This is a genomic window from Kitasatospora sp. NPDC086009 (assembly GCF_044540385.1).
Lineage (GTDB): Bacteria > Actinomycetota > Actinomycetes > Streptomycetales > Streptomycetaceae > Kitasatospora.
In genome coordinates, this window is record NZ_JBITSA010000001.1 from 1,023,962 (window position 1) to 1,048,227 (window position 24,266).

The 24,266-nt window shown below is 73.6% G+C and carries 20 protein-coding genes and 1 pseudogene; 18 read left to right on the forward strand and 3 right to left on the reverse strand.

The annotated features are described in order from the left end of the window. The first annotated feature begins 4 nt into the window (after nucleotides 1-4). From cydB to ACIF6L_RS04785, 13 genes are all read left to right on the forward strand, one after another. A complete protein-coding gene (cydB, locus tag ACIF6L_RS04725) occupies nucleotides 5-1,030 on the forward strand; it encodes a cytochrome d ubiquinol oxidase subunit II (protein ID WP_359839314.1) in 1,026 nt (341 codons plus the stop codon). Between the two features lie 3 nt (nucleotides 1,031-1,033). Continuing rightward, a complete protein-coding gene (cydD, locus tag ACIF6L_RS04730; protein ID WP_396486134.1) occupies nucleotides 1,034-4,576 on the forward strand; it encodes a thiol reductant ABC exporter subunit CydD in 3,543 nt (1,180 codons plus the stop codon). Between the two features lie 26 nt (nucleotides 4,577-4,602). Beyond that, on the forward strand, nucleotides 4,603-6,411 hold the full coding sequence (locus ACIF6L_RS04735) for a GAF domain-containing protein (protein WP_396486135.1): 1,809 nt from the start codon (nucleotides 4,603-4,605) through the stop codon (nucleotides 6,409-6,411). Nucleotides 6,412-6,615: 204 nt separating this feature from the next. After that, nucleotides 6,616-7,032, forward strand: a complete 417-nt coding sequence (locus ACIF6L_RS04740) for a YegP family protein (RefSeq protein WP_396486136.1) — start codon at nucleotides 6,616-6,618, stop codon at nucleotides 7,030-7,032. Further along, complete coding sequence (locus ACIF6L_RS04745) at nucleotides 7,019-7,426, forward strand: hypothetical protein (protein WP_396486137.1); 408 nt, start codon at nucleotides 7,019-7,021, stop codon at nucleotides 7,424-7,426. Before ACIF6L_RS04740 ends, ACIF6L_RS04745 begins: the two co-directional genes overlap by 14 nt. A gap of 448 nt (nucleotides 7,427-7,874) precedes the next feature. Next, nucleotides 7,875-8,906 carry a PstS family phosphate ABC transporter substrate-binding protein gene (locus ACIF6L_RS04750; RefSeq protein ID WP_396486138.1) on the forward strand — a complete coding sequence of 344 codons (1,032 nt, stop codon included), beginning with the start codon at nucleotides 7,875-7,877 and terminating at the stop codon, nucleotides 8,904-8,906. 222 nt (nucleotides 8,907-9,128) lie between these two features. Beyond that, complete coding sequence (locus tag ACIF6L_RS04755; protein ID WP_396486139.1) at nucleotides 9,129-9,722, forward strand: hypothetical protein; 594 nt, start codon at nucleotides 9,129-9,131, stop codon at nucleotides 9,720-9,722. 311 nt (nucleotides 9,723-10,033) lie between these two features. After that, nucleotides 10,034-12,670 (forward strand): hypothetical protein, encoded by a 2,637-nt coding sequence (locus ACIF6L_RS04760; protein WP_396486140.1) that lies wholly within the window; start codon nucleotides 10,034-10,036, stop codon nucleotides 12,668-12,670. Nucleotides 12,671-12,797: 127 nt separating this feature from the next. After that, nucleotides 12,798-13,817, forward strand: coding sequence for a phosphate ABC transporter permease subunit PstC (pstC, locus tag ACIF6L_RS04765; protein ID WP_359839322.1), 1,020 nt, complete (start codon nucleotides 12,798-12,800; stop codon nucleotides 13,815-13,817). A 103-nt stretch (nucleotides 13,818-13,920) separates the two neighbouring features. Continuing rightward, a complete protein-coding gene (pstA, locus tag ACIF6L_RS04770) occupies nucleotides 13,921-15,192 on the forward strand; it encodes a phosphate ABC transporter permease PstA (protein ID WP_329488912.1) in 1,272 nt (423 codons plus the stop codon). A gap of 65 nt (nucleotides 15,193-15,257) precedes the next feature. Next, entirely contained in the window at nucleotides 15,258-17,087 is a 1,830-nt protein-coding gene (locus ACIF6L_RS04775) for a substrate-binding domain-containing protein (protein ID WP_396486141.1), read from the forward strand. Next, on the forward strand, nucleotides 17,084-18,016 hold the full coding sequence (locus ACIF6L_RS04780) for a class E sortase (protein ID WP_396486142.1): 933 nt from the start codon (nucleotides 17,084-17,086) through the stop codon (nucleotides 18,014-18,016). Before ACIF6L_RS04775 ends, ACIF6L_RS04780 begins: the two co-directional genes overlap by 4 nt. A 23-nt stretch (nucleotides 18,017-18,039) precedes the next feature. Next, nucleotides 18,040-18,942, forward strand: coding sequence for a phosphate ABC transporter ATP-binding protein (locus ACIF6L_RS04785; RefSeq protein WP_396486143.1), 903 nt, complete (start codon nucleotides 18,040-18,042; stop codon nucleotides 18,940-18,942). Nucleotides 18,943-19,057: 115 nt separating this feature from the next. Here the strand turns inward: ACIF6L_RS04785 and ACIF6L_RS04790 are convergent, their stop codons facing one another. Then, nucleotides 19,058-19,882 (reverse strand): HAD family hydrolase, encoded by an 825-nt coding sequence (locus ACIF6L_RS04790; RefSeq protein WP_359808272.1) that lies wholly within the window; start codon nucleotides 19,880-19,882, stop codon nucleotides 19,058-19,060. 407 nt (nucleotides 19,883-20,289) lie between these two features. Here ACIF6L_RS04790 and ACIF6L_RS04795 point away from each other — a divergent pair, with 407 nt between their 5' ends. Next, entirely contained in the window at nucleotides 20,290-20,472 is a 183-nt protein-coding gene (locus ACIF6L_RS04795) for a hypothetical protein (RefSeq protein ID WP_396486144.1), read from the forward strand. 43 nt (nucleotides 20,473-20,515) lie between these two features. On the opposite strand, the gene ACIF6L_RS04800 is transcribed toward ACIF6L_RS04795, so the two are convergent. Beyond that, nucleotides 20,516-21,445 (reverse strand): LLM class flavin-dependent oxidoreductase, encoded by a 930-nt coding sequence (locus ACIF6L_RS04800; protein WP_396486145.1) that lies wholly within the window; start codon nucleotides 21,443-21,445, stop codon nucleotides 20,516-20,518. Nucleotides 21,446-21,465: 20 nt separating this feature from the next. Here ACIF6L_RS04800 and ACIF6L_RS04805 point away from each other — a divergent pair, with 20 nt between their 5' ends. Continuing rightward, nucleotides 21,466-21,714: a hypothetical protein gene (locus ACIF6L_RS04805; protein WP_359808268.1), complete on the forward strand. Its 249-nt coding sequence runs from the start codon at nucleotides 21,466-21,468 to the stop codon at nucleotides 21,712-21,714. Continuing rightward, the gene (locus ACIF6L_RS04810) at nucleotides 21,711-22,112 is read left to right on the forward strand and encodes a DNA-binding protein (RefSeq protein ID WP_396486146.1); all 402 of its coding nucleotides are present in this window, start codon (nucleotides 21,711-21,713) and stop codon (nucleotides 22,110-22,112) included. The genes ACIF6L_RS04805 and ACIF6L_RS04810 overlap by 4 nt, the downstream gene beginning before the upstream one ends. Nucleotides 22,113-22,160: 48 nt before the next feature. Here the strand turns inward: ACIF6L_RS04810 and ACIF6L_RS04815 are convergent. Beyond that, a pseudogene (locus ACIF6L_RS04815) lies at nucleotides 22,161-22,356 on the reverse strand (LLM class flavin-dependent oxidoreductase); the annotation flags it as partial. Nucleotides 22,357-22,499: 143 nt separating this feature from the next. Here ACIF6L_RS04815 and ACIF6L_RS04820 point away from each other — a divergent pair. Both ACIF6L_RS04820 and ACIF6L_RS04825 read left to right on the forward strand, forming a co-directional pair. Next, a complete protein-coding gene (locus tag ACIF6L_RS04820; protein ID WP_396486147.1) occupies nucleotides 22,500-23,087 on the forward strand; it encodes a hypothetical protein in 588 nt (195 codons plus the stop codon). A 382-nt stretch (nucleotides 23,088-23,469) separates the two neighbouring features. Beyond that, the gene (locus tag ACIF6L_RS04825) at nucleotides 23,470-24,264 is read left to right on the forward strand and encodes a hypothetical protein (RefSeq protein ID WP_396486148.1); all 795 of its coding nucleotides are present in this window, start codon (nucleotides 23,470-23,472) and stop codon (nucleotides 24,262-24,264) included. The last annotated feature ends 2 nt before the right edge of the window (nucleotides 24,265-24,266 follow it).

Here is a 24,266-nt window from a genome sequence, read left to right on the forward strand (position 1 = left end):
CGACATGCAACTCCACGACGTCTGGTTCGTCCTGATCGCCGTCCTGTGGATCGGCTACTTCTTCCTTGAGGGCTTCGACTTCGGCATCGGCATCCTCACCAAGCCGCTGGCCCGCTCCACCGCCGAGCGGCGGGTGCTGATCAACACCATCGGCCCGGTCTGGGACGGCAACGAGGTCTGGCTGCTCACCGCCGGCGGCGCCACCTTCGCGGCCTTCCCGGACTGGTACGCGACGCTGTTCAGCGGCTTCTACATCCCGCTGCTGGTGATCCTGGTCTGCCTGATCGTGCGCGGGGTCGCCTTCGAGTACCGGGCCAAGCGCTCCGACGCGCGCTGGCAGCGGAACTGGGAGGAGGCCATCTTCTGGACGTCACTGCTCCCGGCCTTCCTCTGGGGCGTGGCCTTCGCCAACATCGTCCGCGGCGTCGACATCGACGCGCAGAAGAACGTCGTCGGCGGCTTCTGGGACCTGCTCAACCCGTACGCGCTGCTCGGCGGACTGGTCACGCTCACCCTCTTCACCTTCCACGGCGCGGTGTTCGCCGCACTGAAGACGGTCGGGGAGATCCGCGACCGGGCCCGTGCCCTGGCGCTGCGACTCGGCCTGGTGACGGCGGTGCTGGCACTGGCCTTCCTGCTCTGGACCCAGGCCGACCACGGCAACGGCTGGAGCCTCGCGGTCCTGGCCGTCGCGGTGCTGGCCCTGGTCGGCGCCCTGGTGGCCAACCAACTGGCCCGGGAGGGCTGGGCGTTCGTCCTCTCCGGGGCGACCATCGTGGCCGCGGTCGCGATGCTCTTCCTCTCGCTGTTCCCGGACGTGATGCCGTCCACCCTGAACCCGGAGTGGAGCCTGACCGTCACCAACGCCGCCTCCTCGCCGTACACGCTGAAGCTGATGACGATCGTCGCGGCCGTGTTCACCCCGCTCGTGCTGCTCTACCAGGGCTGGACGTACTGGGTCTTCCGCAAGCGGATCGGCGTCCAGCACATCCCCGGGCACGACCCGGCCGCCGCGCTCGACCAGGGCTGAGCCGTGAAGCCCGTCGACCCCCGACTGCTCGGGTACGCCCGCACCACCCGCGCCTTCCTCGCCGGATCGGTCCTGCTCGGCGGGGCGGGGGCGGCCCTGGTGGTCGCCCAGGCGAGCCTGATCGCCGAGATCGTCGTCCGCGGCTTCCAGCAGCGGGCCGGCCTCGACGAGCTGACCGCGCCGCTGCTCTGGCTGGCGCTGACGGCGGTCGGCCGCGGGCTGGTCGGCTGGCTCACCGAACTCACCGCGCACCGCTCGGTGGCCCGGGTGAAGTCCACCCTGCGGCGCCGGCTGCTCGACCACGCCACCGCGCTCGGCCCGGCCCACCTGGCGGGCCGGCGCACCGGCGGACTCACCACCCTCGCCACCCGGGGCGTCGACGCGCTCGACGACTACTTCGCCCGCTACCTGCCGCAACTGGCGCTCGCCGTGGTCGTCCCGGTGATCGTGCTGCTGCGGGTCGTCGGCGCCGACCTCACCTCGGCCGCGATCATCGCCGGGACGCTGCCGCTGATCCCGCTCTTCATGGCGCTGATCGGGATGGCCACCCAGAGCCGGATGGACCGGCAGTGGGAGACCCTCTCGCGGCTCTCGCACCACTTCCTGGACGTGGTCGCCGGCCTGCCCACGCTCAAGGTGTTCAACCGGGCCCGTACCCAGGCCGCCACCGTCGCCAGGATCACCGCCGACTACCGCCGGGCCACCCTGCGCACCCTGCGGATCGCCTTCATCTCCTCGTTCGCCCTGGAGCTGCTCTCCACCCTGTCGGTGGCGCTGGTCGCGGTCTCGATCGGCTTCCGGCTGGTGGACGGCACGCTCGACCTGGAGACCGGGCTGCTGATCCTGATCCTGGCGCCCGAGGTCTACTTCCCGATCCGCCAGGTCGGCGCGCTGTACCACTCGAGCGTGGAGGGGCTGACCGCGGCCGACGAGCTCTTCGCGGTGCTGGAGACCCCGCTGCCGCCGGCCGGGACCGTCCCCGCCCCCGCGCTCGCCGGCGCCGTCGTCGAGGCCGAGGGCCTCACGGTGCTGCACACCGGCCGGAGCGCACCGGCGCTGGACGCCGCCGGGCTGACCCTGCGGCCGGGCACCACCACCGCGCTCACCGGCCCGAGCGGGGCCGGGAAGTCCACCCTGCTCGCCGTCCTGCTCGGCCTCACCGTGCCGGACGCGGGCAGCGTCCGGATCACCGCCGCCGACGGGCGGACGTACCGGCTGGACGAGCTGGAGCCGGCGAGCTGGCACCGGCAGATCGCCTGGGTGCCGCAGCACCCGCACCTGTTCGCCGGCACCGTCGCCGAGAACCTGCGGCTCTACCGGCCCGGCGCCGGCGAGGACGAGCTGTGGGCGGCGCTGGAGTCCGCGCACGCGCGGGACTTCGTGCGGCGGCTGCCGCACGGGCTCGCCACCGTGCTCGGGGAGGACGGCGCCGGCCTGTCGGCGGGCCAGCGCCAGCGGCTGGCGCTCGCCCGGGTACTGCTCGCCGACGACCGGCCGCTGGTGCTGCTGGACGAGCCGACCGCCGGCCTGGACGGCGCCTCGGAGGCGGCCGTGGTGGACGCCGTCCGGGTGCTGACCGCCGATCCGGCGCGCACCGTGCTGCTGGTCGCGCACCGGCCGGCGCTGCTGGCGGTGGCCGACCGGCTGGTCCGGCTGGAGGGGCCGCCGGTGCCCGCGGCCGCCGCCGCGCCACCCCGGCCCGCGCACGACGGGCGGCCGGTTCCGGCCGCCGACACCCTGCCGGAGGAGCCCGCCGGAGCGGCGACCGTACGGCCCCGGCTGGCGCTCTCCGTCCTGCTCGGCGCGCTCGCGCTCGGCTGCGCGGTGGCGCTGATGGCCACCTCCGGCTACCTCATCTCCTACGCCTCCGAGATGCCGCCGGTGCTCTACCTGATGATGGCCGTCACCTCGGTGCGGGCCTTCGGCATCGGGCGCAGCGTGTTCCGCTACGCCGAGCGGCTGGTCTCGCACGACGCCGTGCTGCGCACCCTCGGCACCCTGCGGGCCGCCGTGTACCGCCGGCTGACCGTGCTGGCCCCGGCCGGGCTGCCGGCCTTCCGGCGCGGGGACCTGCTCTCCCGGCTGGTCGCCGACGTCGACGCCGTCCAGGACCACCACCTGCGCTGGCGGCTGCCGGCGGCGGTGGCCGCGGTGGTGTCTTCGGCCGCGACGGCGGCGATGGCCGCCTTCCTGCCCGCGGCCGGCCTGGTCCTCGGGCTGGGGCTGCTGCTGGCCGGGGCGGTGGTGCCCGCGCTGGCCGCCCGCTGGTCGGCCGGTGCCGAGCGGCGGCAGGCCCCGGCCCGCGGCCGGCTGGCCACCGCCGTCGTCGACACCCTCACCGGAACGGCCGAACTCACGGTGGCCGGGGCGCTGCCGGGCCGGCTGGCCGCCGTCCGGTCCGCCGACGCCGCGCTGACCGGGCTGGCCGCCCGCTCGGCCGCCACCACCGCGCTCGGCACCGGGCTGATCGCGCTGCTCACCGGGCTGACGGTGGCCGCCGCCGCGGCCGTCGGCATCCGGGGTGTGCAGAGCGGTGCGCTGGCGCCGGTCTGCCTGGCGGTGGTCGTGCTGACCCCGCTGGCCGCCTTCGAGGCCGTCACCGGGATGCCGCTCGCCGTCCAGGCCCGCCGGCGCAGCCGGACCGCCTCGGCCCGGCTGGCCGAGGTGCTGGACGCGCCCGCCCCGGTCACCGAGCCCGCCGCCCCGGCGGCCCTGCCCGGGCAGCCGCTGCCGATCACCGTCCGCGGGCTGACCGTCCGCCACACCGGACAGGAGGCGGACGCGCTGGTCGGCCTCGACCTGGACCTCGCCGCCGGCCGCCGGATCGCCGTGGTCGGCCCGTCCGGCTCCGGCAAGACCACGCTCGCCCAGGCGCTGCTGCGCTTCCTGGAGCCGGCCGCGGGCCGGATCACGTTCGCCGACGGCCGTCCACAGGCTGTGGACAGTCGGGAGCTGGCCGGGGACGACGTCCGCCGGGTGATCGGGCTCTGCGCCCAGGACGCGTACGTCTTCGACAGCTCGCTGCGGGAGAACCTGCGGCTGGCCCGGCCCTCGGCCGACGAGCGGGAGCTGCGCGCCGCGCTCGCCGCCGCCCGGCTGCTGGACTGGACGGACACCCTCCCGGCGGGCCTCGACACCATGGTCGGGGAGCACGGCGCCCGGCTCTCGGGCGGCCAGCGCCAGCGGCTCGCGCTCGCCCGGGCGCTACTGGCCGACTTCCCGGTGCTCGTGTTGGACGAGCCCGCCGAGCACCTCGACCTGCCCACCGCCGACGCGCTCACCGCCGACCTGCTCGCCGCCACGGCCGGCCGGAGCACCGTGCTGATCACCCACCGACTGGCCGGCCTCGACGACGGCTCCGTCGACGAGGTCCTGGTCCTGGACGGCGGCCGGGTGGTCGAACGCGGCACCTGGTCGGAGCTGGTCGCGGAGCCGGGCGGCCGGCTGCGGGCGATGTGGGAGCGCGAGCGCGCGGCGGACGGCCCGGTGGCGGTGGGCACCGCCGCAGCCGGTCGCCCGCCGGTGGTCGCGCCGACCTTCGGCTGAAAACCGTACAAACTACGCTCGACACCATGGACCCCACGCCAGACCTGCCACCCGCCGCCGCTCCCGACCCGGCGCCCCACCGGGTGCCCGAGATCTCCTCGCTCGGGCTGGACACGCTGGTCACCGAGGTGGCGGAGCGGCTGCAGTCGGCGGCCGCCGTCACCGACCGGATGCAGCGGCTGCTGGAGGCCGTCGTGTCGGTCGGCGCCGGGCTGGACCTGCACGCGACGCTGCACCGGATCGCCACCGGCGCCGCCGAGCTGGTGGACGCCCGGTACGCGGCGCTCGGCGTGATCGCACCGGGCGGCCACGGCCTGGCGGACTTCATCCACGTCGGCGTGGACGACGAGACCGCCGCCGCGATCGGCGAGCTGCCGGCCGGCCGGGGCATCCTCGGCGCCCTGATCGACCGGCCCGAGCCGCTGCGCCTGACCGACCTGGCCACCGACCCGCGCTCCTCCGGGTTCCCGCCGGAGCACCCGGCGATGAAGACCTTCCTCGGCGAGCCGATCCGGATCCGTGACGAGGTGTTCGGCAACCTCTACCTCACCGAGAAGCAGGGCGGCGGCGCCTTCACCCCCGAGGACGAGCAGGTGGTGCACGCGCTCGCCGCGGCCGCCGGCGTCGCGATCGAGAACTCCCGGCTGTACGAGGAGGGGCGGCGGCGCGAGCGGTGGATCGCGGGCGCGGCCGCCGTCACCACGGCGCTGCTCTCCGCCGACGAGGCCGAGGTCGCGCTGACCGTCGCGGCCGAGCAGGTGCGCGAGCTGGCGGACGCGGCGCTCGGCATGATCCTGCTGCCGACCGTGGACGGCGAGGGCGACGGCCAGATGCGGGTGGCGCACGCCTCCGGCGAGGCCGCGGAGTTCGTCCAGGGCGAGCTGCTGCCGAAGGAGAGCTTCGGGGCCCGGCTCCTCCAGGGCGACAGCGTCTACCTCGACGACATGTCCAGCGACCCGACCGTGGTGATCCGCCTGGCGCGCAGCTTCGGCCCGTCGATGGCGGTGCCGATGGTCGCCGCCGGCCGGGTGCTCGGCGGGCTCTGCGTCTGGCGCCCGCGCGGCGCGGTGCCGTTCACCGACACCGAGAAGCAGCTCGCCGAGACCTTCGCCTCGCAGGCCGCGCTGGCCCTGCGGCTCGCCGAGGGACAGCGGGACCAGCAGCGCCTCGCCGTCTTCCAGGACCGCGACCGGATCGCCCGCGACCTGCACGACCTGGTGATCCAGCGGCTGTTCGCCACCGGGATGATGCTGGAGAGCGCCGCCCGGCGCGCGGTCGTGCCCGAGGTGAAGGTCGGCATCGGGAACGCGGTGGACGAGCTGGACGCCACCATCCAGGAGGTCCGCACCACCATCTACGCGCTCCAGCACGACAACCACGGCGACGCGCCGGACACCCTGCGGACGCGGGTGCTGCGGGAGGGCAGCCAGGCCGCCGCGGCGCTCGGCTTCAAGCCCTCGGTGACCTTCACGGGCCCGGTGGAGAGCCTGGTCGGTGAGAAGACCGGCCGTCAACTGCTGGCCGCGTTGCGCGAGATGCTCTCCAACACGGCCCGGCACGCACGGGCCTCGCGGGTCGGCGTGGAGGTCGACGCCACCGTGCACCTGGACGACGAGGGACGCCCGGTGAGCGGTGACCCGGAGTCACTCGACCGGGCCGGGCGTCCCGGGGTGCTGCTGACCGTGACGGACGACGGCGTCGGCATCCCCGCCGGCGGCCGCCGCAGCGGTCTGCGCAACCTCACCCGACGGGCCGAGGTGCTCGGCGGGGACGCCTGGCACGAGCCCGGTCCGTACGGAAAGGGGACGCGGGTGCGCTGGACCGCGCGGCTCTGAGTCTTCACGCGATCGAACGGTCTGTGCCGGTCAAGGGAGTTCGGTGAGGGGGCCGGGCGTGTGGTTGGTGTGCAGTCGGTGAATGTTTAACGAGGGAGAACTTCGCGGCCAACGGAGCAAGTTGTGCATTTCCTTCCCTTCCGGCGTGCTCGTGTGCACACATAGCTTTACTCCCGTCTCGGAGGGAACCGGACTGGGGGAGCAGTGGACGCGTCGAACCGCGGTCACACCGCAGCAGGTGCAGGGCGTGGGGGATTCCGGGTCGAACGGGCACCGGACGGGCGTTACCGCTGGCAGCTGAAGGCCCCCAACGGCCGGGTCGTCGCGGTCACCGCGGCCGGATACGAGACGGCCGCGGACGCCGAGCGCGGCTTCGACGGGCTACGCGCCGGCGCCGACGCCCTGGTCGCCCGGATCACCCACGTCCGCGACGGCATCGGCTGGGTCTGGGTCGTCCCCGGTTCGCGCCTGCTCCCCGAGGTGCGCTCCAGCCGCGCCTACGAGCGGTACGCGACCTGCCAGAACGCCTTCCGCCGGTTCGTGGTGCTGCTCGCCAAGCAGCCCGCCCTCGAACTCCCGGAACGCGCGGCACCGTTGAGACGCTCCGATGCCCGCCGCTGAGCGGCGCGGTCCGCGCCTGCTGATCGTGCCCGCCGCCGACCGGTGCCTCGGCTGGTCGCTGCGCGCCGCCAACGGGAGACAGCTCGGCGTCGGCGTCCGCACCTATCGCAGCGAGGACGAACTCGCCGACTCGGTCAGAGAGTTGATCATCGAGCGGGCCGCCCTGCGGTGTACCGTCGGGCAGTCCGAGGCCCGGCTCTGGGTCTGGACCGCCCAGCTGCCGGTGCGCAGCACCCGGCCCGGCGTGGTCGAGGCCGGCCCGATCGCCCGCAGCGCCCGCGGCTACCTCCGGCGCGACCAGTGCCAGGCGGGCGTCGACGGCTTCCTGGCCGGGCTCCAGTGGATCGGCCGGGAGCTCCGCAGAACCGGCCGGGACGCCCGCCGGCCCTGGTAGTACCCTCGCCCGGTGCGCGGCGCCCTGACGGCCCCCGCGGATGGCGCCTCGTCAGACCCCCGTTCCGGCCGGCCGGGATGCCGTGCGTCCCGCCGTCCGCGCCCGGCGAGCCCGGCCCCGGCTCTGGCCCCGTCCGCGCCCGTTCCCCCCGGTCCGGTGAAGCGCAGGTTTCCGGCAACCCCCCGAGCCGCCACCTGGAGAAGAACGTCATCGGCCTCCGACCTGCGGCTTTCCACTCCGCTGCGGCCGGGCTGACCAGTCACTAAACCTGTCCTAACCGATGAGTCGACAATCGCCGGCCGCCGCTGACGGCCCTTCCGGGGGAACAGCCCGTCCCGACAGGATCAGCTCTGCCGGAGCGGCCACCGCGGATGTGGCCACCGGCCCCGGACCCCCAACCAGGGCCCGGGCAAGCGATGCACCTCTCTCCCACCGGAGGAACAGGAACATGCGCAAGACCGCTGCCAAGCTGCTCGCCGTCGCCGCCATCGCCACCTCGCTCGCCACCGTCGCCGCCGGCACCGCCAGCGCGGACCCGAGCGTGACGCCGGCCGCCCAGGACATCGTGAGCGCGGGCTCCGACACCACGCAGGCCGTGTCGACCCGGCTCTCGACCGACTACAACGCCTACCTGACGAGCATCGGCGACACCACCTCGCCGCGCTACTACAGCTGGGACGCCACGGGCTCGACGAACATCACGCTGAAGTCGGGCGCCTCCTCGATCGTCCGCCCGAACGGCTCCGGCGCCGGCATCACCGAGCTGAACACCTCCGGCTCCGCGCTGGACGTGGCCCGCTCCTCGCGCGCCCCGAAGTCCACCGACCCGGCGTCGGACATCTTCGTCGCGTTCGCCAAGGACGCGGTGACCTGGTCCGCCAACTCCGGCGGCCACGCCCCGGCGAGCCTGACCGCCGCCCAGCTCAAGGGCATCTACGACTGCTCCATCACCAACTGGACGCAGATCAACGCCTCGCTGACCAACGCCACGATCAAGCCCTGGCTGCCGCAGGCGAGCTCCGGCACCCGCGCCTTCTTCCTGACCGCGATCGGCAACCCGACCGTGGGCAGCTGCGTCCAGGACGGCCCGGAGGAGAACGAGGGCGTCGACACCCGCCTGGCCGGCGCCGACACCGTCTTCCCGTACTCGGTGGCCTCGTACCTGTCCCAGACCGTGGGCGGCCACTCCACCCCGACCTCCGCCCCGGGCAGCCTGACCCTGCGCAACGTCGGCACCCTGGTGCCGGTCAACACCACCACCAACACCATCAACGCCCCGTTCGCCGCCTCGGCGTTCGGCCGCGTGGTCTACAACGTCGTCCGTGACGCCGAGTGGACCGCCACCAACGCCCACGGCACCGCGCTGCGCGCGATCTTCGGCCCCTCGGGCTGGATCTGCGCCAACGGCACCAACGACATCAAGAGCTACGGCTTCCTGCCCCTCCCGGCGGCGGCCTGCGGCAGCACCACCCACAGCTGATCACACCCGCTGATCACACCCCGCACCATCCGGCGGCCACGGGCTTCGTGCCCGTGGCCGCCGGCCACACCCGGGCACCCCTTCGTGCCCGTCGGAGCCGGCCGGGCGCCCATCGACTTCGGCCTCCTCCGCCCGCCGGGCAGTGCGGAGGAGGAAGGCCGTCGGGGCGGTCGAAGGACCGCCCGCACCACCCAGCACATCACCTCTCCCAAGGAGTTCAGCATGACCCGTACCAGCGCCCGCTTTGCCGCCACCGGTGCCGCAGTCGTCCTCGCCGTGACCGGTATGAGCGGTGCGGCTGCCGCCGACGCCGCCCCCGCGGCCCCGACCGGCAGCGCGGTGGTGCACGAGAGCACCGCCTTCCTGAAGGACTCCGCCCTGAACGGCCTGGTGGTCATCCCGCTGCCCACCGCCACCCCGTCCTACGACTCCACCACGGGCTTCTCCACGTCGTTCCCGGTGACGGGCGGCGACGTCAACCTCCAGGGTTACTACGGCAACGTCCAGCTGGGCGGCAGCCTGCTCTTCGTCAACCTGTTCACCGGCAAGACCGCGGTCTTCAAGCAGCTGGCGTTCAGCGCCGACAGCTGGGCGATCACCGGGGTCCCGGTCGGCGGCACCGCCCCGGTGGCGCTGCTCGACCCGGCCGGCACGACCGACATCACCCGCACCGGCGCCACCCAGACGGTGACCGCCGCGGACCTGAAGGTCGACGCCGAGGGCGCGCAGTACGTGGACACCAAGCTGAACACCACCTTCTTCAAGGCCGGCCAGTCGATCGGCAACTTCTCGCTGAGCTTCACCACCGGCAGCTGAGCTTCACCACCGGCAGCCGACACCTGCGACCGGCTCGGTGGGACGGCGGGCCCGTGCGACGGCACGGGCCCGCTGTTCGCAGGTGGAGTTCGCAACTCCGCTACAGAGTCGTCGCGTTGTGGTCTCGTACATCGGTACGACCGGATCCGGCCATGTAGGGCTGGCCGAATGGATGCGAACCGGAACCGCCGGCCTGCTCGCCGCCTGATCCACTCTCGCGCCGCGTCACGGCGGTGCGCGTTCGCACGGAGGTGCCCGTCATGAGACTCCGACTACTACCCGGTACGAGACGCGGGGGGTGGTGCCGGAGGTTGCCGGCGGTCGCCCTCGTCTGGTCGGTGGTGGTGGCGCTCGGCGTGGCCCCCATCGGCCTCGGCACGTCGTCGCAGGCCGCGGCGGCGACCTCATCCGCCGTGACCAAGCCCGGCCCCAAGGTGTGGGACCCGAACACCTGGGAGGAGGGCGCCGAGGGGAGCGTGACGGTCGCGCAGACCCAGAACCTGTCCAACCAGGTGCTGCAGGTCTCCTGGAGCGGATTCACCCCGACCGTCGACACCTCGGGCACCCCGCTGACCATCGTCACCAAGGGATCCAAGCAGGCGCTCTACGCCGTCCGGGTCTACCAGTGCCGCGGTCTCGACCCCAAGATCACCGACTGCTACGGCAGCAAGCTGTACAACGCCGACGGCGGCAAGGGGTTCAACCAGAAGGCCCCGGCGGAGGGCACCACGACGCCGGACTTCCCCTCGAACATGGCGATCGCGCCGACGGGCGCCGACGGCTCGGGCGAGACCTCCATCGAGATCTGGACCGCCACCCAGAGCCCCTCGCTCGGCTGTGACGCCGCGCACCCGTGCTCCCTGGTGGTCGAGCCCAACTACGGCGGCGACACCCAGGACCCGTACAAGGCACGGAACGGCGCGGTCGACTGCACCGACCACCTCAGCGACGTGGACGGCTTCTTCAACACCGCGAGCGACGGCGGCCTGGAGGCCTACGCCGGGGCGTGGGACGGCAACCAGTACGCCGGGTACCAGGTCGGCGAGCAGTGCGCCTGGGAGAAGCGGACCGTCGTCCCGCTGCACTTCTCGCCCACCGCCGCCGACTGCGACAACCGCGCCGCCGACTTCAAGGCGGCCGGCCTGGAGATGGCCAACCGGGCCGTCCAGCAGTGGCGGACCGGCCTCTGCCTGGCGTCCTCCCCGCTCGCCTTCCAGTACTCCTCCTCCGGCGGCGAGCCGCAGGCCAGGGCGGCGTTCCTGGGCGGGTCGGCCGGCGTGGACGTCGCGCTGACCGCGTACCCCGACACCGCGACCCCGGCCCGGCCGTACGTCTACGCGCCGCTGGCCACCACCGGGATCTCGGCGGTCTTCCTCGTCGACGACCCGGACACCGGCCGCCAGCTCCGGGACATGAAGCTGACCCCGCGCCTGATGGCCAAACTGCTCACCCAGTCCTACGCGCCGCTGGGAAGCCCGGTCGCGTCGGTGAGCGGCAACCCCAGCTGCGTCTTCCTGGACGAGGACTTCCTCCAGTACAACCGGTTCCCGGAGAGCAGCGGGCTGCACTGGCCCCGCTCGTGCACGCCCGCGGAGTTCGAGCCGACCATCGTCGGCGGCACCACGGACCTCGTCTACCAGCTGACCGCGTGGATCGCCGCCGACCCGGAGGCCGTCCGCTTCCTGGACGGCGAGGACGACCCGTGGGGGATGCGGGTGAACACCTTCTACCAGCGGGGCGCCTACTCCGGGTACCCGGCCGACACCCTCCAGCCGCAGGACTTCACCGGGCCGACCGACGTCAGCGAGGCCGCCAAGCGGATGCGGCAGTACGAGTGGAACCCCGTCCTCGGCGGTCTCACCCAGGTGCTGCGGACCATCCTGGAGAACCGGTCCACCTGCCAGCTCTGGATGGCGGACCCGGCCACCGGCAACCACCTCAAGTGCGACCCGATGGCCCGCGGCGAGCGGAAGCTGTTCGCGATCATGGACAGCGCCCAGGCCAAGGCCTTCTCGCTACCCGAGGCCACCCTGCGCAACCCGGCCGGCGGCTTCGTCTCGCCGACCACCAACGGGTTCCAGTCCGCGGTCGGCGACATGCCGACCGACGCCGCCACCGGGACCCAGCTGCTGCCCTACGGCGTCGCGGGCACGGCCTTCGCCCGGGACACCCAGGCCTACCCGCTGACCACCGTCCAGTACGCGATGGTGCCCACCGGCGGGGCGGCGGACAAGGCGCCCGCGATCACCCGGTTCCTGACCACCGTCGCCAACGGCGGCCAGGTCTACGGCGTGGAGCCGGGCAAGCTCGCCCCGGGCTTCCTCAGCCTCACCGGTGCCCAGCGCCAGCAGACGCTCGACGCGGCGAAGCATGTGGAGACGCAGGACAACAAGTGGCCGGGCAACCAGGTCGCCCCGCCGCCGACCACCCCGTCCGGCGGTGACGGCGGGACGACCGGCGGGGCCGGCGGCGCCACCGGCGGCGAGTCGGGCGGCACCGGCGTCACCACCACCCCGGTCACCGGCACCGGCGACGGCACCGGCACCGGCGGCTCGTCCACCAGTGCCGGCTCCGGCACCGGCGGGCTCGGCGACGGCGCCGTCGGCGGTGCCGGCGGGCTCGGCACCGGGGGCACCGCGAGCGCGGGCGCCGCCGGTGGCGCGGCCACCGGCGGCGCGGGGGCTCCGGCCGCCGCGGCCGGCGGGGCCAAGGCCACCGCCACGCCGGGCGCTTCGGCGGGCCCGCTCGCGGCCGCTCCGGTCGCCGCCGGCTCCCCGGCGGCCGACCGCGCCGGCACCGCCCGGCTGCTGCTGCCGATCGCGGTGATCGCAGGCCTGGTGCTGCTGATCGGCGGCCCCGCCGCGCTCTTCCTCGGCGGCACGCCCGCCGGCGAACGCGCCGTCTCCGCCGTGGGCCGGACCTGGGCGCGGGTGCGCCGCCGGCCCTGATCCAGCGGTCGCACCGGCTCGGCGGGGCCGCCGTCACGGCCCCGCCGGGTCCTCCGCCCCGGGCGCCACGGCCCGGGGCCTCCCCTGTACCGAGTACTTCCGTACCGAGCGCGCCGGAGAGCAGACCATGACAGCCGCCGCCGAGCCCGCGGCACCGTACGCCGGGGCTCCACGTCCACCAGAACCCGATGTCCCCCGCGTCATCACCGCCCCCGCCACGCCCGGAGACCGGGTGTTCCGGGGAGCGCTGAGGGTGGCGGGCCTCTCCGTCTTCGCGATCATGGGACTGATCGCGTTCTTCCTGATCCTGCGCGGCGCGAACGCGCTGGGCGAGGTGGGCTGGTCCTTCCTCACCGAGCAGAAGTGGCAGACCCAGGCCCACAACTTCGGGATCGCCGCCGTCCTGCCGAACGGCCTGCTGATCGCGGTGATCGCCCTGGTGATCGCCGTGCCGGTGGCGCTGACCACGGCGATCTTCATCTCCGAGTACGCGCCGACCAGGCTGCGGGCGACGCTGGTCTCGCTCATCGACCTGATGGCCGCGATCCCCAGCATCGTCTACGGCCTCTGGGGGCTGTTCTTCCTCCAGCCGCGCATCATCGGCTTCGTCCGCTGGCTGACCAACCACCTGGGCGACGCGATCCCCTTCCTCAAGGTGCGCACCGGCGACATCGGGACGTCCTACACCTCCTCCACCTTCATCGCCGGGGTGGTCGTCTCGCTGATGATCATCCCGATCGTCGCCTCGCTCAGCCGGGAGGTGTTCTCGCAGGCCCCGCAGGGCGAGCGGGAGGGCGCGTACGCGCTGGGCTCGACCCGGTGGGGGATGGTCCGCGCGGTGGTGCTGCCGTTCGGCCGCGGCGGTGTGATCGGTGCGGTGATGCTGGGCTTCGGCCGGGCGATGGGCGAGACGATCGCCGTCGCGCTCATCATCTCGCCGAACTTCAAGGCCATCAGCCACATCCTGGAGAACGGCGCCAACTCCATCTCGGCGCTGATCGCGCTGCGCTTCGGCGAGTCGGACGAGCTCTCGCTCTCCGCGCTGATGGCGGCCGGGCTGGTGCTCTTCGCGCTCACCCTGCTGGTCAACCTGGGCGCCGGGTTCGTGATCAACCGGTCCCGCTCCGGCGCTTCGACGGCGGACTGACCATGGCCCACCCCGCCACCCGCCGCCCGTTGCCGGGCCGCCCGTCACCGCGCGGCCCCTTGTCGCGCCGCCCGTTGCCGCTCCGCCGTGAAGGGACCGCCCGATGACCACCCTCGACCTGCCCCCGGCCACCGTGGCCGCGCCGGCCGACCCACCCGCGGCCGCCGCCGCCCCGCGCCCCGAGAAGCGGGTCCGGCTCGGCGGCTTCACCCGCGAGGACGTGCTGACCCTGGTCGGTGCGCTGGTCGGCTCGCTCGCCCTGGACTGGATGCTCTACGAGCGGATCCTGCCGTTCAGCGGTGCGCAGGGCTTCCTGCTCTGCTGGTACGCCCTGTTCCTGGTGGGCTACTTCGCCATCGGCCGCCTCCAGTGGAACCCGCTGATGGTCCGGGACCGGCTGGTCTCGGTCGTCGCCTGGAGCTCCGGCCTGCTGGTCGTCGGCCTGATCGCCGACCAGATCGGCTACGTGCTGGTGCGCGGCTACGACGCGGCCCGGCACCTCAACTTCTTCACCGAGTCGATGGACCACACCGCCCCGCTCTCCCCGATCACCTCGGGCGGCGCGCTCAACGCGCTGGTCGGCTCGCTCGAACAGCTCGGCCTGGCCACGCTGTTCGCGGTCCCGCTGGGCATCGCGGCGGCGGTCTTCATGTCCGAGGTCGGCGGCCGGATGGCCCGGCCGGTGCGGACCCTGGTCGAGGCGATGACCGCGCTGCCGTCGATCGTCGCGGGCCTGTTCATCCTCGGCGTCGTGATCATCACCTTCGGCTTCGAGAAGAGCGGCTTCGCGGCCTCGCTGGCCCTCACCGTGATGATGATGCCGATCGTCACCAGGGCCGCCGAGGTGGTCATCCGGCTGGTGCCCGGCACGCTGCGGGAGGCCTCGTACGCACTCGGCGGCAGCCAGTGGCGCACGGTCTGGAACGTGGTGCTGCCGACCGCCCGCCCCGGACTGGTGACGGCCGTGGTGCTCGGCATGGCGCGCGGCGTCGGCGAGACCTCCCCGGTGCTGCTGACCTCGGGGTTCACCTCGCAGTTCAACGGCAATCCGTTCAGCGAGCACCAGGTCTCGCTGCCGCTGTACATCTGGAACTACGTCAAGCAGCCCTACCCCGACATGATCGCGCGCGCCTTCGCCGCCGCGCTGACCCTGATGATCGTGGTGCTCGTCCTGTTCGTCACCGCCCGCGTCGTCGGCGGCCGCAAGCCGGGTCAGCTGACGCGCCGCCAGAAGCGTCGGATCGACCGCGCCGCCGCCGTCGCCGAGGCCTCCGCCCGGGGCGGCCACCGGGGCTCCGCCCGGCCCTCGACCGCGGCCGCCGCCCGTACCGCCGCCCGGCCCGCCGGCGTGGCCACCGCCCTCGGGGAGCACTGATGTCCCGCCCAAACGCCTTCAGCACCAGAGGAGTTCCCATGTCGTGGGAGGCCCCAAGCCGCCCCGTGGCACGCACGTTCGCCGTGCTGCTGTCCCTGATCCTCGCCGCGGGCTCCCTCCTGCTGGGGCAGAGCACCCCCGCCTTCGCGGCCACCGCGCTCAACGCCGACGGCTCCAGCTGGGCCGGCCCGGCCATCGACCAGTGGCGCCAGGACGTCGCTCCGCAGGGCATCCAGATCAACTTCAACCCGATCGGTTCGGCGGCCGGCCGCAACCAGTGGAGCATCGGCCAGGACGACTTCACCGCCTCCGACGTGCCGTTCCGCTCGCAGACCGACACCGGCCTCGGCCAGGCCGGCCAGGCCGGCGGCTCCGGCAAGGCCGAGAACCCCCGGTACGGCTTCTCCTACGTGCCGATCACCGCCGGTGGGACGACCTTCATGTACAACCTGGTCGTCGCCGGCAAGCAGGTCCGCGACCTGCGGCTCTCCCCGCAGACCGTGGTCGACATCTTCACCAACAAGATCACCAACTGGAACGACCCGAAGATCACCGCGGACTACGGCAAGGCCCTGCCGAGCCTCCCGATCACCCCGGTGGTCCGCTCCGACGGCTCCGGCGCGACCGCCCAGTTCACCCGCTGGATGAGCCACACCCACGGCGCGCAGTGGGAGGAGTACTGCAAGAGCGTCAACGGCGTCAGCTGCGGTGACTACACCGAGTTCTTCCCGCCGTCGGGCCGGATGACCGCGCAGAACGGCTCCGACGTCGTGGCCGGCTACATCAAGGCCCCGTCCGGCCTCGGCACCATCGGCTACGACGAGTACGCCTTCGCCAAGCGCAGCAACTGGCCGGTCGTGAAGGTGCTCAACCCGGCCGGCTACTACACCCTGCCGACCGCCTCCAACGTCGCCGTCGCGCTCACCGCCGCCAAGATCCGCGGCGTGGACGACAGCACCGCCGCCGACGACCCGGACTACCTCCAGCAGAACCTCGACGGCGTCTACTCGATGAACGACCCGAGGTCGTACCCGCTCTCCAGCTACAGCTACCTCATCGTGCCGCGGGCCGGGGCGGCGCTCCCGCCGCCGCCGCGCTTCACCAACGACAAGGGCAGCGCCCTCAGCCGCTTCCTCGCCTACGTGCTCTGCGAGGGCCAGGGCGAGGCGGACGGCCTCGGCTACTCCCCGATCCCGCGCAACCTGGTCCGCGGCGGGCTGCTGCAGACCCAGCACATCCCCGGCAACGCCAGCCCGGTCGACGCCAACACCCTCTCCAACTGCGCCAACCCGACCTTCAACTCGGCCGGCCGGCTGACCGTGCTGGACAACGCCCCGCAGCCCAGCCCGTGCGACGCCAAGGGCGCCCCGCTGGACTGCACCGTGCAGGGCGGCCAGGCGGTCAAGTCCGGGTCCGGCTCGGGCTCCGGCACCGGCGGCTCCGCCACCGGGGGCGCCGGCTCCGCCACCGGCGGGACGGGCGGCAGCGCGAGCGGCGGGGCGGGGAAGACCCCCTCGGCGAGCGGCACCGGCAGCGGATCGTCCGGAACCGGGGGCACAAGTGGCGCGGCGGGAGCCGGCGGGACCACCGGCGGCGGCACCGGCGGCGCGGCCGACCAGCCCGGCGCGGTCGACCCGGCCGCGGGCACCGGCACCGAGGGCGACCAGGCCGCGGCCGAGGACGTCGTCGACCCGCAGACCGGCCAGGTGGTCGCGCGCGGCCGCGCCGCCACCGCCGGCGAGGTCACGGCCAACGTGGTCGCCGTCGACGGGCGGCCGGACGACTGGATGCTGTCCACCCTGACCGCGCTCGAACTGCTCGCCGTCGTGCTCGTCCCGCCGCTGCTCGGCCGCCGTCTGATGCGGCGCCGCAACTCCGCCGGCGGCCGGTCGTGACCGCCCCGGCGCTGGAGAAGCCGGCGCCCCCCGCCCCCGGCACCCCGGCCGCGCCGGCCGCCGCGACGCCCGTCCCGGACCCGCGGGCGGCCGGGGCGGGCCCCGGCGCCGCCCGGCCGGCCCGGCGGCGGTTCCTCCAGGGGGCCTGGGCGGTCAGCCTGCTGGCGGCACTCACGGTGGGATTCGTCGGGTACCTCTTCACGCTCTCGCACCTCCAGCAGCGGCACTACCAGTCGACCGCGTACAAGACCTTCCGGGACCAGCTGGCCAAGGCGGTCGCGCCGACCGGCGGCGCCGCCGACGGGGACCCGGTCGCGCTGCTCGACATTCCGGCGATCGGTCTGCACGGGGCCGTCGTGGTGGAGGGCACCACCGGCCGGGACCTGATGCGCGGGCCCGGCCACCGCCGGGACACCGCGCTGCCCGGGCAGAGCGGGGTCGCGGTGGTGTTCGGCCGCGGGGCGACCTTCGGCGCGCCGTTCGCCGAGCTGTCCAGGCTCAGGGTCGGCGACCGGATCGAGGCGACCACCGGGCAGGGCAGGTTCACCTACACCGTCAACGTCTACGGGGACGGCGACCACCCGATCAGCGACCCGGTCCGCAACCGGCTGGTGCTGGTCACCGGGGACTCCGACTGGATCCCCGGCTCGACGGTGATGATCGGCGCCCGGCTGGACGGCGACCCGGAGGTCAACCCCGGCGGGCGCCCCGCCACCGTGCCGTACGACAAGGCGCTGGCCGCCGACAAGGGCGCGCTGGCCACGCTGCAGCTGTGGTCGCTCGGGCTGCTGGGCGCGGTGGTCGCCGCGATCCTGCTGGCCCGGATCTGGCGCCGCTCGGCCGCCTGGCTCGGCATCGCGCCGGTGATCGCCGCGATCCTCTGGGCCGTCTACGAGAACGCCGCCGCCCTGCTGCCCAACCTCTACTGAAGCGCGCCCGGAGGACCGTACCGATGACGGATGCACCGATGACCGACGTACCGCCGCTCGACCCGTTCGCCCCGCTCGACCGGGGCGGCTCCGCGAGCGAGACCACGCTGACCCTGCCGCCCGTCCACCCGGCGGACGCCGCCGGCGCCCCGCTGGCCGGCCTGGAGACCAGGGACGTCTCCGCCTGGTTCGGCTCGCACAAGGTGCTGGAGCGGGTCTCGCTCGGCATGCCCGCCGGGGAGGTCACCGCGCTGATCGGCCCCTCCGGCTGCGGCAAGTCCACCTACCTGCGGATCCTCAACCGGATGCACGAGATGGTCCGCGGCGCGCAGCTCGCCGGGGAGGTGCTGCTGGACGGCGACGACGTGTACCGGCCCGGCCGGCGCCCCGCCGAGGTCCGGCGGCGGATCGGGATGGTGTTCCAGCGGCCCAACCCGTTCCCGGCGATGTCCATCCAGGACAACGTCTCCAGCGGGCTGAAGCTGGCCGGCATCAAGGTCTCCAAGGAGGAGCGCGAGCACCTGGTGGAGAGCAGCCTGCGGCGGGCCGGCCTCTGGGACGAGGTCGCCACCCGGCTGCACACCCCGGGCGGCGCGCTCTCCGGTGGGCAGCAGCAACGCCTGTGCATCGCCCGGTCGTTGGCCGTCTCGCCGGACATCCTGCTGATGGACGAGCCGTGCTCGGCGCTCGACCCCACCTCGACCCGCCGGGTGGAGGAGACCATCGCGGAGCTGCGGGGGCGGCTCACCATCGTGATCGTGACCCACAACATGCAGCAGGCGCAGCGCGTTTCGCAGTCCTGCGCGTTCTTCCTGGCCACCCACGACACCCCGGGGCGGATCGTCGAGGCCGGACCGACCGAGCAGCTGTTCACTGATCCGCGGGACCAGCGGACCGCGGACTACGTCAACGGCCGCTTCGGGTAGCCGGACCGCCCGGCCGGGCCCGGCCGGGTCGGAGCGGCAGGATGCCGGTCCGGCCCGGCCTCCTCGCGTTCCCGGCCTCCTCGCGTTCCCTTCGCGGCGCCTTCGCGTTTTCGGCTCAGTGGCCGAGCAGCCGCTCCAGCACCGCCGCGACGCCGTCCAGCTCATTGCTCACCGTGTGCAGCGGCACCGCCGCCAGCACCTGCGGGTGCGCGTTGGCCACGGCGTACGCGGTACCGGCCCAGGCCAGCATCTCCAGGTCGTTCGGCATGTCGCCGAAGGCCACCACCTCGCTCCGGTCGATCCCGCGCCCGGCGCACCAGCGGGCCAGCGTGCTCGCCTTGGTGACGCCGGGCGCGCTGATCTCCAGCAGCGGGATCGGCGCGGACCGGGTGATCTCGGCGAGGTGCCCGGCCGCCTCGCGGGCCACCGAGAGCAGCTTGTCGGGGTCGAGGTCCGGGTGCTTCGCCAGCAGCTTGAACAGGCCCGTGACCGGCCCCCCGGCGCCGAGCAGCTCCTCGGCCGGGCCGATCGGGTGGTTCTCGTCCTGGCCCCACATCCGCACCTCGTAGCCGGGCTCGCGGGCGAACCCGGCCGGGTACTCGAAGGCGAAGGCGGTGCCGGGCAGCTTCGCCCGCAGCGCCGCCACCACTGCCAGCGCGGCCTCCGCGCCGAGCGGGAACGACTCCAGCAGCTCGCCGCGCCGCACGTCGACCACCGCGCCGCCGTTGGAGCAGATCGCCACGCCGTGGCCGCCGATGTGGCTGCTGACCTGCTGCATCCAGCGCGGCGGCCGACCGGTCACGAAGACCACCTGGACCCCGGCCGCCTCGGCGGCGGCCAGTGCGGCGGCGGTCCGCTCGGAGACGGTGCCGCCGGCGCACAGCAGCGTGCCGTCCAGGTCGGTGGCGATCAGGCGGGGGGCGGTGCGGGGAGTGGTCACCGCTCCATCTTCGCCTACCGCCGTCGGGAGGTCACCGCCGCGACGGCGACCTCCTGACGGCGCGGCCCGCTAGCCGACCCGCAGGGTCAGCGCGGCGGTGTGCAGCGTGCCGCCGGTCATGAACGGGAGGAAGAGCCGCCAGTCCCCGCCGGTCCCCGCTGGCCGGCGGTTCGGCGGGGAAGACAGGGCCGGGCCGCCGCCCGGCCGCGTCCCCCGCTGCGCTGTTCGCCCGCCGCCACGGGCGAGACGATACCCCCGGCCGGTATCCGATCGGCGTAAGCGCCCGCCGCCGCACCGTATTTCGGCCCCCGAGCCGTTCTTTCCGGCCGTTCCCCCACCGTGCCGGGTGTCCTGCTTCCTCTTCCCGGGCATGACTGATCCCGGCCACCCCGTCGGCAGGAAGAGCCATGCGAACTCGCCACGCCCGAGACGAGCGCCCACCGACCACCCCGCCGGACGCCCCGCGCGAGACGCGCGACCCGGTCCTGATCGGCGACTTCATCTTCGACACCCTCGCCGAGCTGGCCCGGCACACCACCCCGGACGCGACCCCGCACGTCCCCACCCAGCGCACCCGCCCGCACCCGTGACGGTTACCGGCCGGCCACCGCACCCGCGGTGGCCGGCTCCGGTTCACCCCAGCTGGGCGAGGCCCTCGGTGGCGATCTTCTCGAAGACGGCCAGGTCGTTCTCGAAGATCGAGCCCGGCACCGGCCAGTGGATCACCAGCTCGGTGATCCCCAGCTCCCGGTAGGTGCCCGCCCAGTCCACGAACGCGTCCAGCGAGGCGAGCGGCTTCTCCGCCGTCGAGCCCTGGAGCAGCACCTTCTCCAGCTCCGCCGCGTCCCGGCCGCGCGCCTCGCAGGCGGCGGTCAGCTTCGCGATCTGCGCGGCGATCACGGCGGGCGCCTGCGCCACCGGCACGTCCGCCGGCCCCTTCGGGTCCCCGTACGTCACCCAGCCCTGCCCGTGCTCCGCCGCCAGCCGCAGTCCGCGCGGTCCGGTCGCGGCGACGTAGAACGGCACCCGCGGCCGCTGCACGCAGCCGGGGATGTTCCGCGCCTCGACGGCGGAGTAGTACGTGCCCTCGCGGGTCGTGGCGTCCTCGCGCAGCAGCTCGTCCAGCAGCGGCAGGAACTCCCCGAACCGGTCCGCCCGCTCCTTCGGCGACCACGCCTCCTGGCCCATCGCCGTCGCGTCGAACCCCGTCCCGCCGGCCCCGATCCCGAGCGTGAGGCGCCCGCCGGACACGTCGTCCAGCGACACGATCTCCTTCGCCAGCGTGACCGGGTGCCGGAAGTTGGGCGAGGTCACCAGCGTGCCCAGCCGCAGGCGTTCGGTCGCCGTCGCGGCCGCCGTCAGCGTCGGCACCGCCCCGAACCACGGCTCGTCCCGGAACGAGCGCCAGCTCAGGTGGTCGTAGGTGTAGGCGGCATGGAACCCGAGGTCCTCGGCCCGCCGCCAGATCTTCTGCCCCTCGCTCCACCGGTGGATGGGGAGGATCACCGTGCTCAGTCGCATGCTGCCGACCCTATGTGGCGAAACCTGACCAAGCCGACGCATACCAGGAGTATGCTTGCCCCATGGCAGCCACCACGCGCATCACGGTCACCCTGCCCACTGAGCAGGTGGCCGAGTTGAAGAAGCTTACGGACAACGTCTCCGGCTACGTCGCCGAAGCGGTCGCCCGACAGATCAGGCACCAGTTGCTCGGCGAAGAGCTCCGCCGGTACGAAGAGGCGCACGGTGCGTTCACGGAAGAGGAACTCGCTGCCGCGCACGCGAGGATCTTCGGTTCGTCCGAGCCCGGCAGTGCGGCGAACGCCGCGTGAGCGAGCGCATTGAGACCGTCGTGCTGGACTCCCAGGGAGTGTCTGCCTGGATTTCACAAGACCGCGACGTGCTTGCGATGATCAAATCTTTTCACTCCATGACGGCAAGCCTGGTGGTCGGCGCCAACACCATCGCGGAGGTCTCGCACGCACGAGTGAATGCTGCTCGGCTGAACTGGGTGCTGTCACAGGTCAAGATCGAGGCCGTCACTGAACAGGCCGCCAGGGCCTCCGCAGCATTGCTCAAGCACACCGGCCTGCATGGCCACAAGCACGCGATCGACGCGACCGTCGCCGAGATGGCGCTGCGGCAGCCGGGGCCGGTGGCCATGCTTACCTCGGACGTCGACGACATGGCGAGGCTCTGCGGCGACCGCGTCCGGCTCATCGCGGTCTGAGGCCTGGCGTAGCGGGGCCTGGCTGTTCCACTGGCTTCCCGCAGGTCAGACCGTGATAGGTGCAGGAGGATTGACCGAGGTGGCGAGGGTGCCCAGCCGGATCCGCTCGGTCGCGGTCGCGGTCGCGGCCGCCGTCAGCGTCGGCACCGCCCCGAACCACGGCTCGTCCCGGGAACGACCGCCAGGACAGGTGGTCGTAGGTGTAGGCGGCATGGAACCCGAGGTCCTCGGCCCGCCGCCAGATCTTCCGCCATCGCGGTGTGAGGCCCGCCGACGAGGCGGCGGCACCTCCCTCGACCCGCTCCCCGGAGTAGTCCGTGGGAGGGGCTAGTCTTTCCGCCGCACGCCTCACAATCTGATCATGCGTCAAACGGGGGTTCTTTCGGCATGCCCATTTTCCGGAGAGTATGCGGCGTCGGCCTGGTCGCGGTCGCCGCGCTGGGGCTCACGGCCTGCGGGCCCGACAACGCGTCGGACCAGGCGGGCGGCGGCCCGGTGGCCACCTCGCCCGCCGTCGCGCCCGCCACCTCGTCCGCCGCCGCGCCGACGGGTGCCGCGCCGTCGGGCGGCAAGAGCGCCAAGCCGTCGGCCGGTGCGAGTGACGAGCCGGAGGGGTTCTGCGACGCCGCGCCGCTGCCCGCCGGGCAGAAGTGGGTCTACCCGGTCAAGGGGACCACCACGACCACGCTGGTCTACAAGGACACCAAGACCGCGTGCGGGGTCAACGACGTGGTCTTCGAGCCGGTCGGTGCCGAGAAGAGCGCGCCGTTCGCGCCCGCCGCCAAGGGCCACCTGAACTCGGTCCTGGCCCCGTCCAAGGACGTCAACGTCGCCGATCTGGTGAAGCACATCGGTGAGTGCCTCACCGATCCCACCAGCACCAAGGGCTTCTACCCGTGCTCCGCCGGGGACTACAAGGTCGCGATCGACTCCGCCGGCAAGGTCGTCGAGCTGACCGAGCGCGCCCACTCCTGATCCGTCCCGCCGATCGGCCCGCCCGGTGGTCTCCCACCGGGCGGGCCGAACGCGGTCTCCGGGTGCCGATTGCGGTTCGGTCACGGGATGTCCGATTGATTGATCATTGGGTGGGAGTGCGGTGATTGATTTTGTTGGCACACCTCCCGGGCGACTCTCATAATTCCTGGTGAGACGCGTGACGGTCGGCCTGGAGAGCCACGGGGGGTGGCCCGCGAGGGGCCCGTGCGCGACATTCCACATTCCCCGGGGGAGCTCCTTGTCCGCGCCCGAAAACGTGCCGTCCGCCGCCGAACCGGCGAACGGTGCGTCGTCCGAAACCCCTGCCGATCCCGCGGCCGAAGCCGCTGCCGCACCCGCGGCCGTACCGGCCGCTGATCCCGTGGCCGCCGCGCCGGTGGCCGCCTCCGGGCGGAAGCTGCCGCGCGCCGTCGGCGTGGCCCTGGCCACCGCCGGGCTGCTCGCCGTGACGGCGACCAGCGCCGCCGTCACCGTGGCCGTCGGGAAGCCCGACGACCGGCCGGCCGTCGTGGCCGCCCCGGCCAAGGCCGCGCCGACCGCGACCGCCGGCGCGCGTGCGAGCACCACCGCGTCGGCCTCGCCCACGGCGGTGCCGACCACCGCCGCGCCGACCACCGTCGCACCCGTCCCCCGGCCGGTGAGCACCCTCAAGGGCACCGTCAGCGGGGGCCGGCACGAAGGCGACCTGCGGTACTTCCTGCTCCCGATCCCCGACGCCGGCGAGTCCTACGGGCCGCCGGACGGGATGAAGCTGACCGACGACGAGGTGGCCGACCTCTTCGACAACCAGGACGGCATCATGCGCATCCTGGGCTCCTACGGGTACAAGGAGGCCGCCGCCCGGACGTACCGCACGGCGGACGGCAAGGCCGAGGTGACGGTCACCCTGATGCGCTTCGGTTCGACCGCGATGGCGAGCGAGTTCGTCCAGGGCTACACGATGAAGCTGGACCCGATCGCGATCGACGGCGATCCCGCCGCCCACGGCTACGTCCGCAAGCCCAAGCAGCAGGCGTACACCGGCTCGATGACCGGCATCTCCAGCCAGGGCGACGTCCAGTACACGCTCGACGTCGAGGTGAAGGGGACCCCGGACAAGGCGCTGCTGAGCGAGCTGATGAAGCGCCAGCGCGAGCGGCTCTCCTCCGGCGGCTGAAC

Coding starts and splice junctions, on each gene's coding strand:
- cydB (WP_359839314.1), top strand. CDS start 5: ATGCAACTCCACGACGTCTGGTTCGTCCTGATCGCCGTCCTGTGGATC.
- ACIF6L_RS04735 (WP_396486135.1), top strand. CDS start 4,603: ATGGACCCCACGCCAGACCTGCCACCCGCCGCCGCTCCCGACCCGGCG.
- ACIF6L_RS04745 (WP_396486137.1), top strand. CDS start 7,019: ATGCCCGCCGCTGAGCGGCGCGGTCCGCGCCTGCTGATCGTGCCCGCC.
- ACIF6L_RS04750 (WP_396486138.1), top strand. CDS start 7,875: ATGCGCAAGACCGCTGCCAAGCTGCTCGCCGTCGCCGCCATCGCCACC.
- ACIF6L_RS04755 (WP_396486139.1), top strand. CDS start 9,129: ATGACCCGTACCAGCGCCCGCTTTGCCGCCACCGGTGCCGCAGTCGTC.
- pstC (WP_359839322.1), top strand. CDS start 12,798: ATGACAGCCGCCGCCGAGCCCGCGGCACCGTACGCCGGGGCTCCACGT.
- pstA (WP_329488912.1), top strand. CDS start 13,921: ATGACCACCCTCGACCTGCCCCCGGCCACCGTGGCCGCGCCGGCCGAC.
- ACIF6L_RS04785 (WP_396486143.1), top strand. CDS start 18,040: ATGACGGATGCACCGATGACCGACGTACCGCCGCTCGACCCGTTCGCC.
- ACIF6L_RS04795 (WP_396486144.1), top strand. CDS start 20,290: ATGCGAACTCGCCACGCCCGAGACGAGCGCCCACCGACCACCCCGCCG.
- ACIF6L_RS04800 (WP_396486145.1), bottom strand. CDS start 21,445: ATGCGTCGGCTTGGTCAGGTTTCGCCACATAGGGTCGGCAGCATGCGA.
- ACIF6L_RS04805 (WP_359808268.1), top strand. CDS start 21,466: ATGGCAGCCACCACGCGCATCACGGTCACCCTGCCCACTGAGCAGGTG.
- ACIF6L_RS04820 (WP_396486147.1), top strand. CDS start 22,500: ATGCCCATTTTCCGGAGAGTATGCGGCGTCGGCCTGGTCGCGGTCGCC.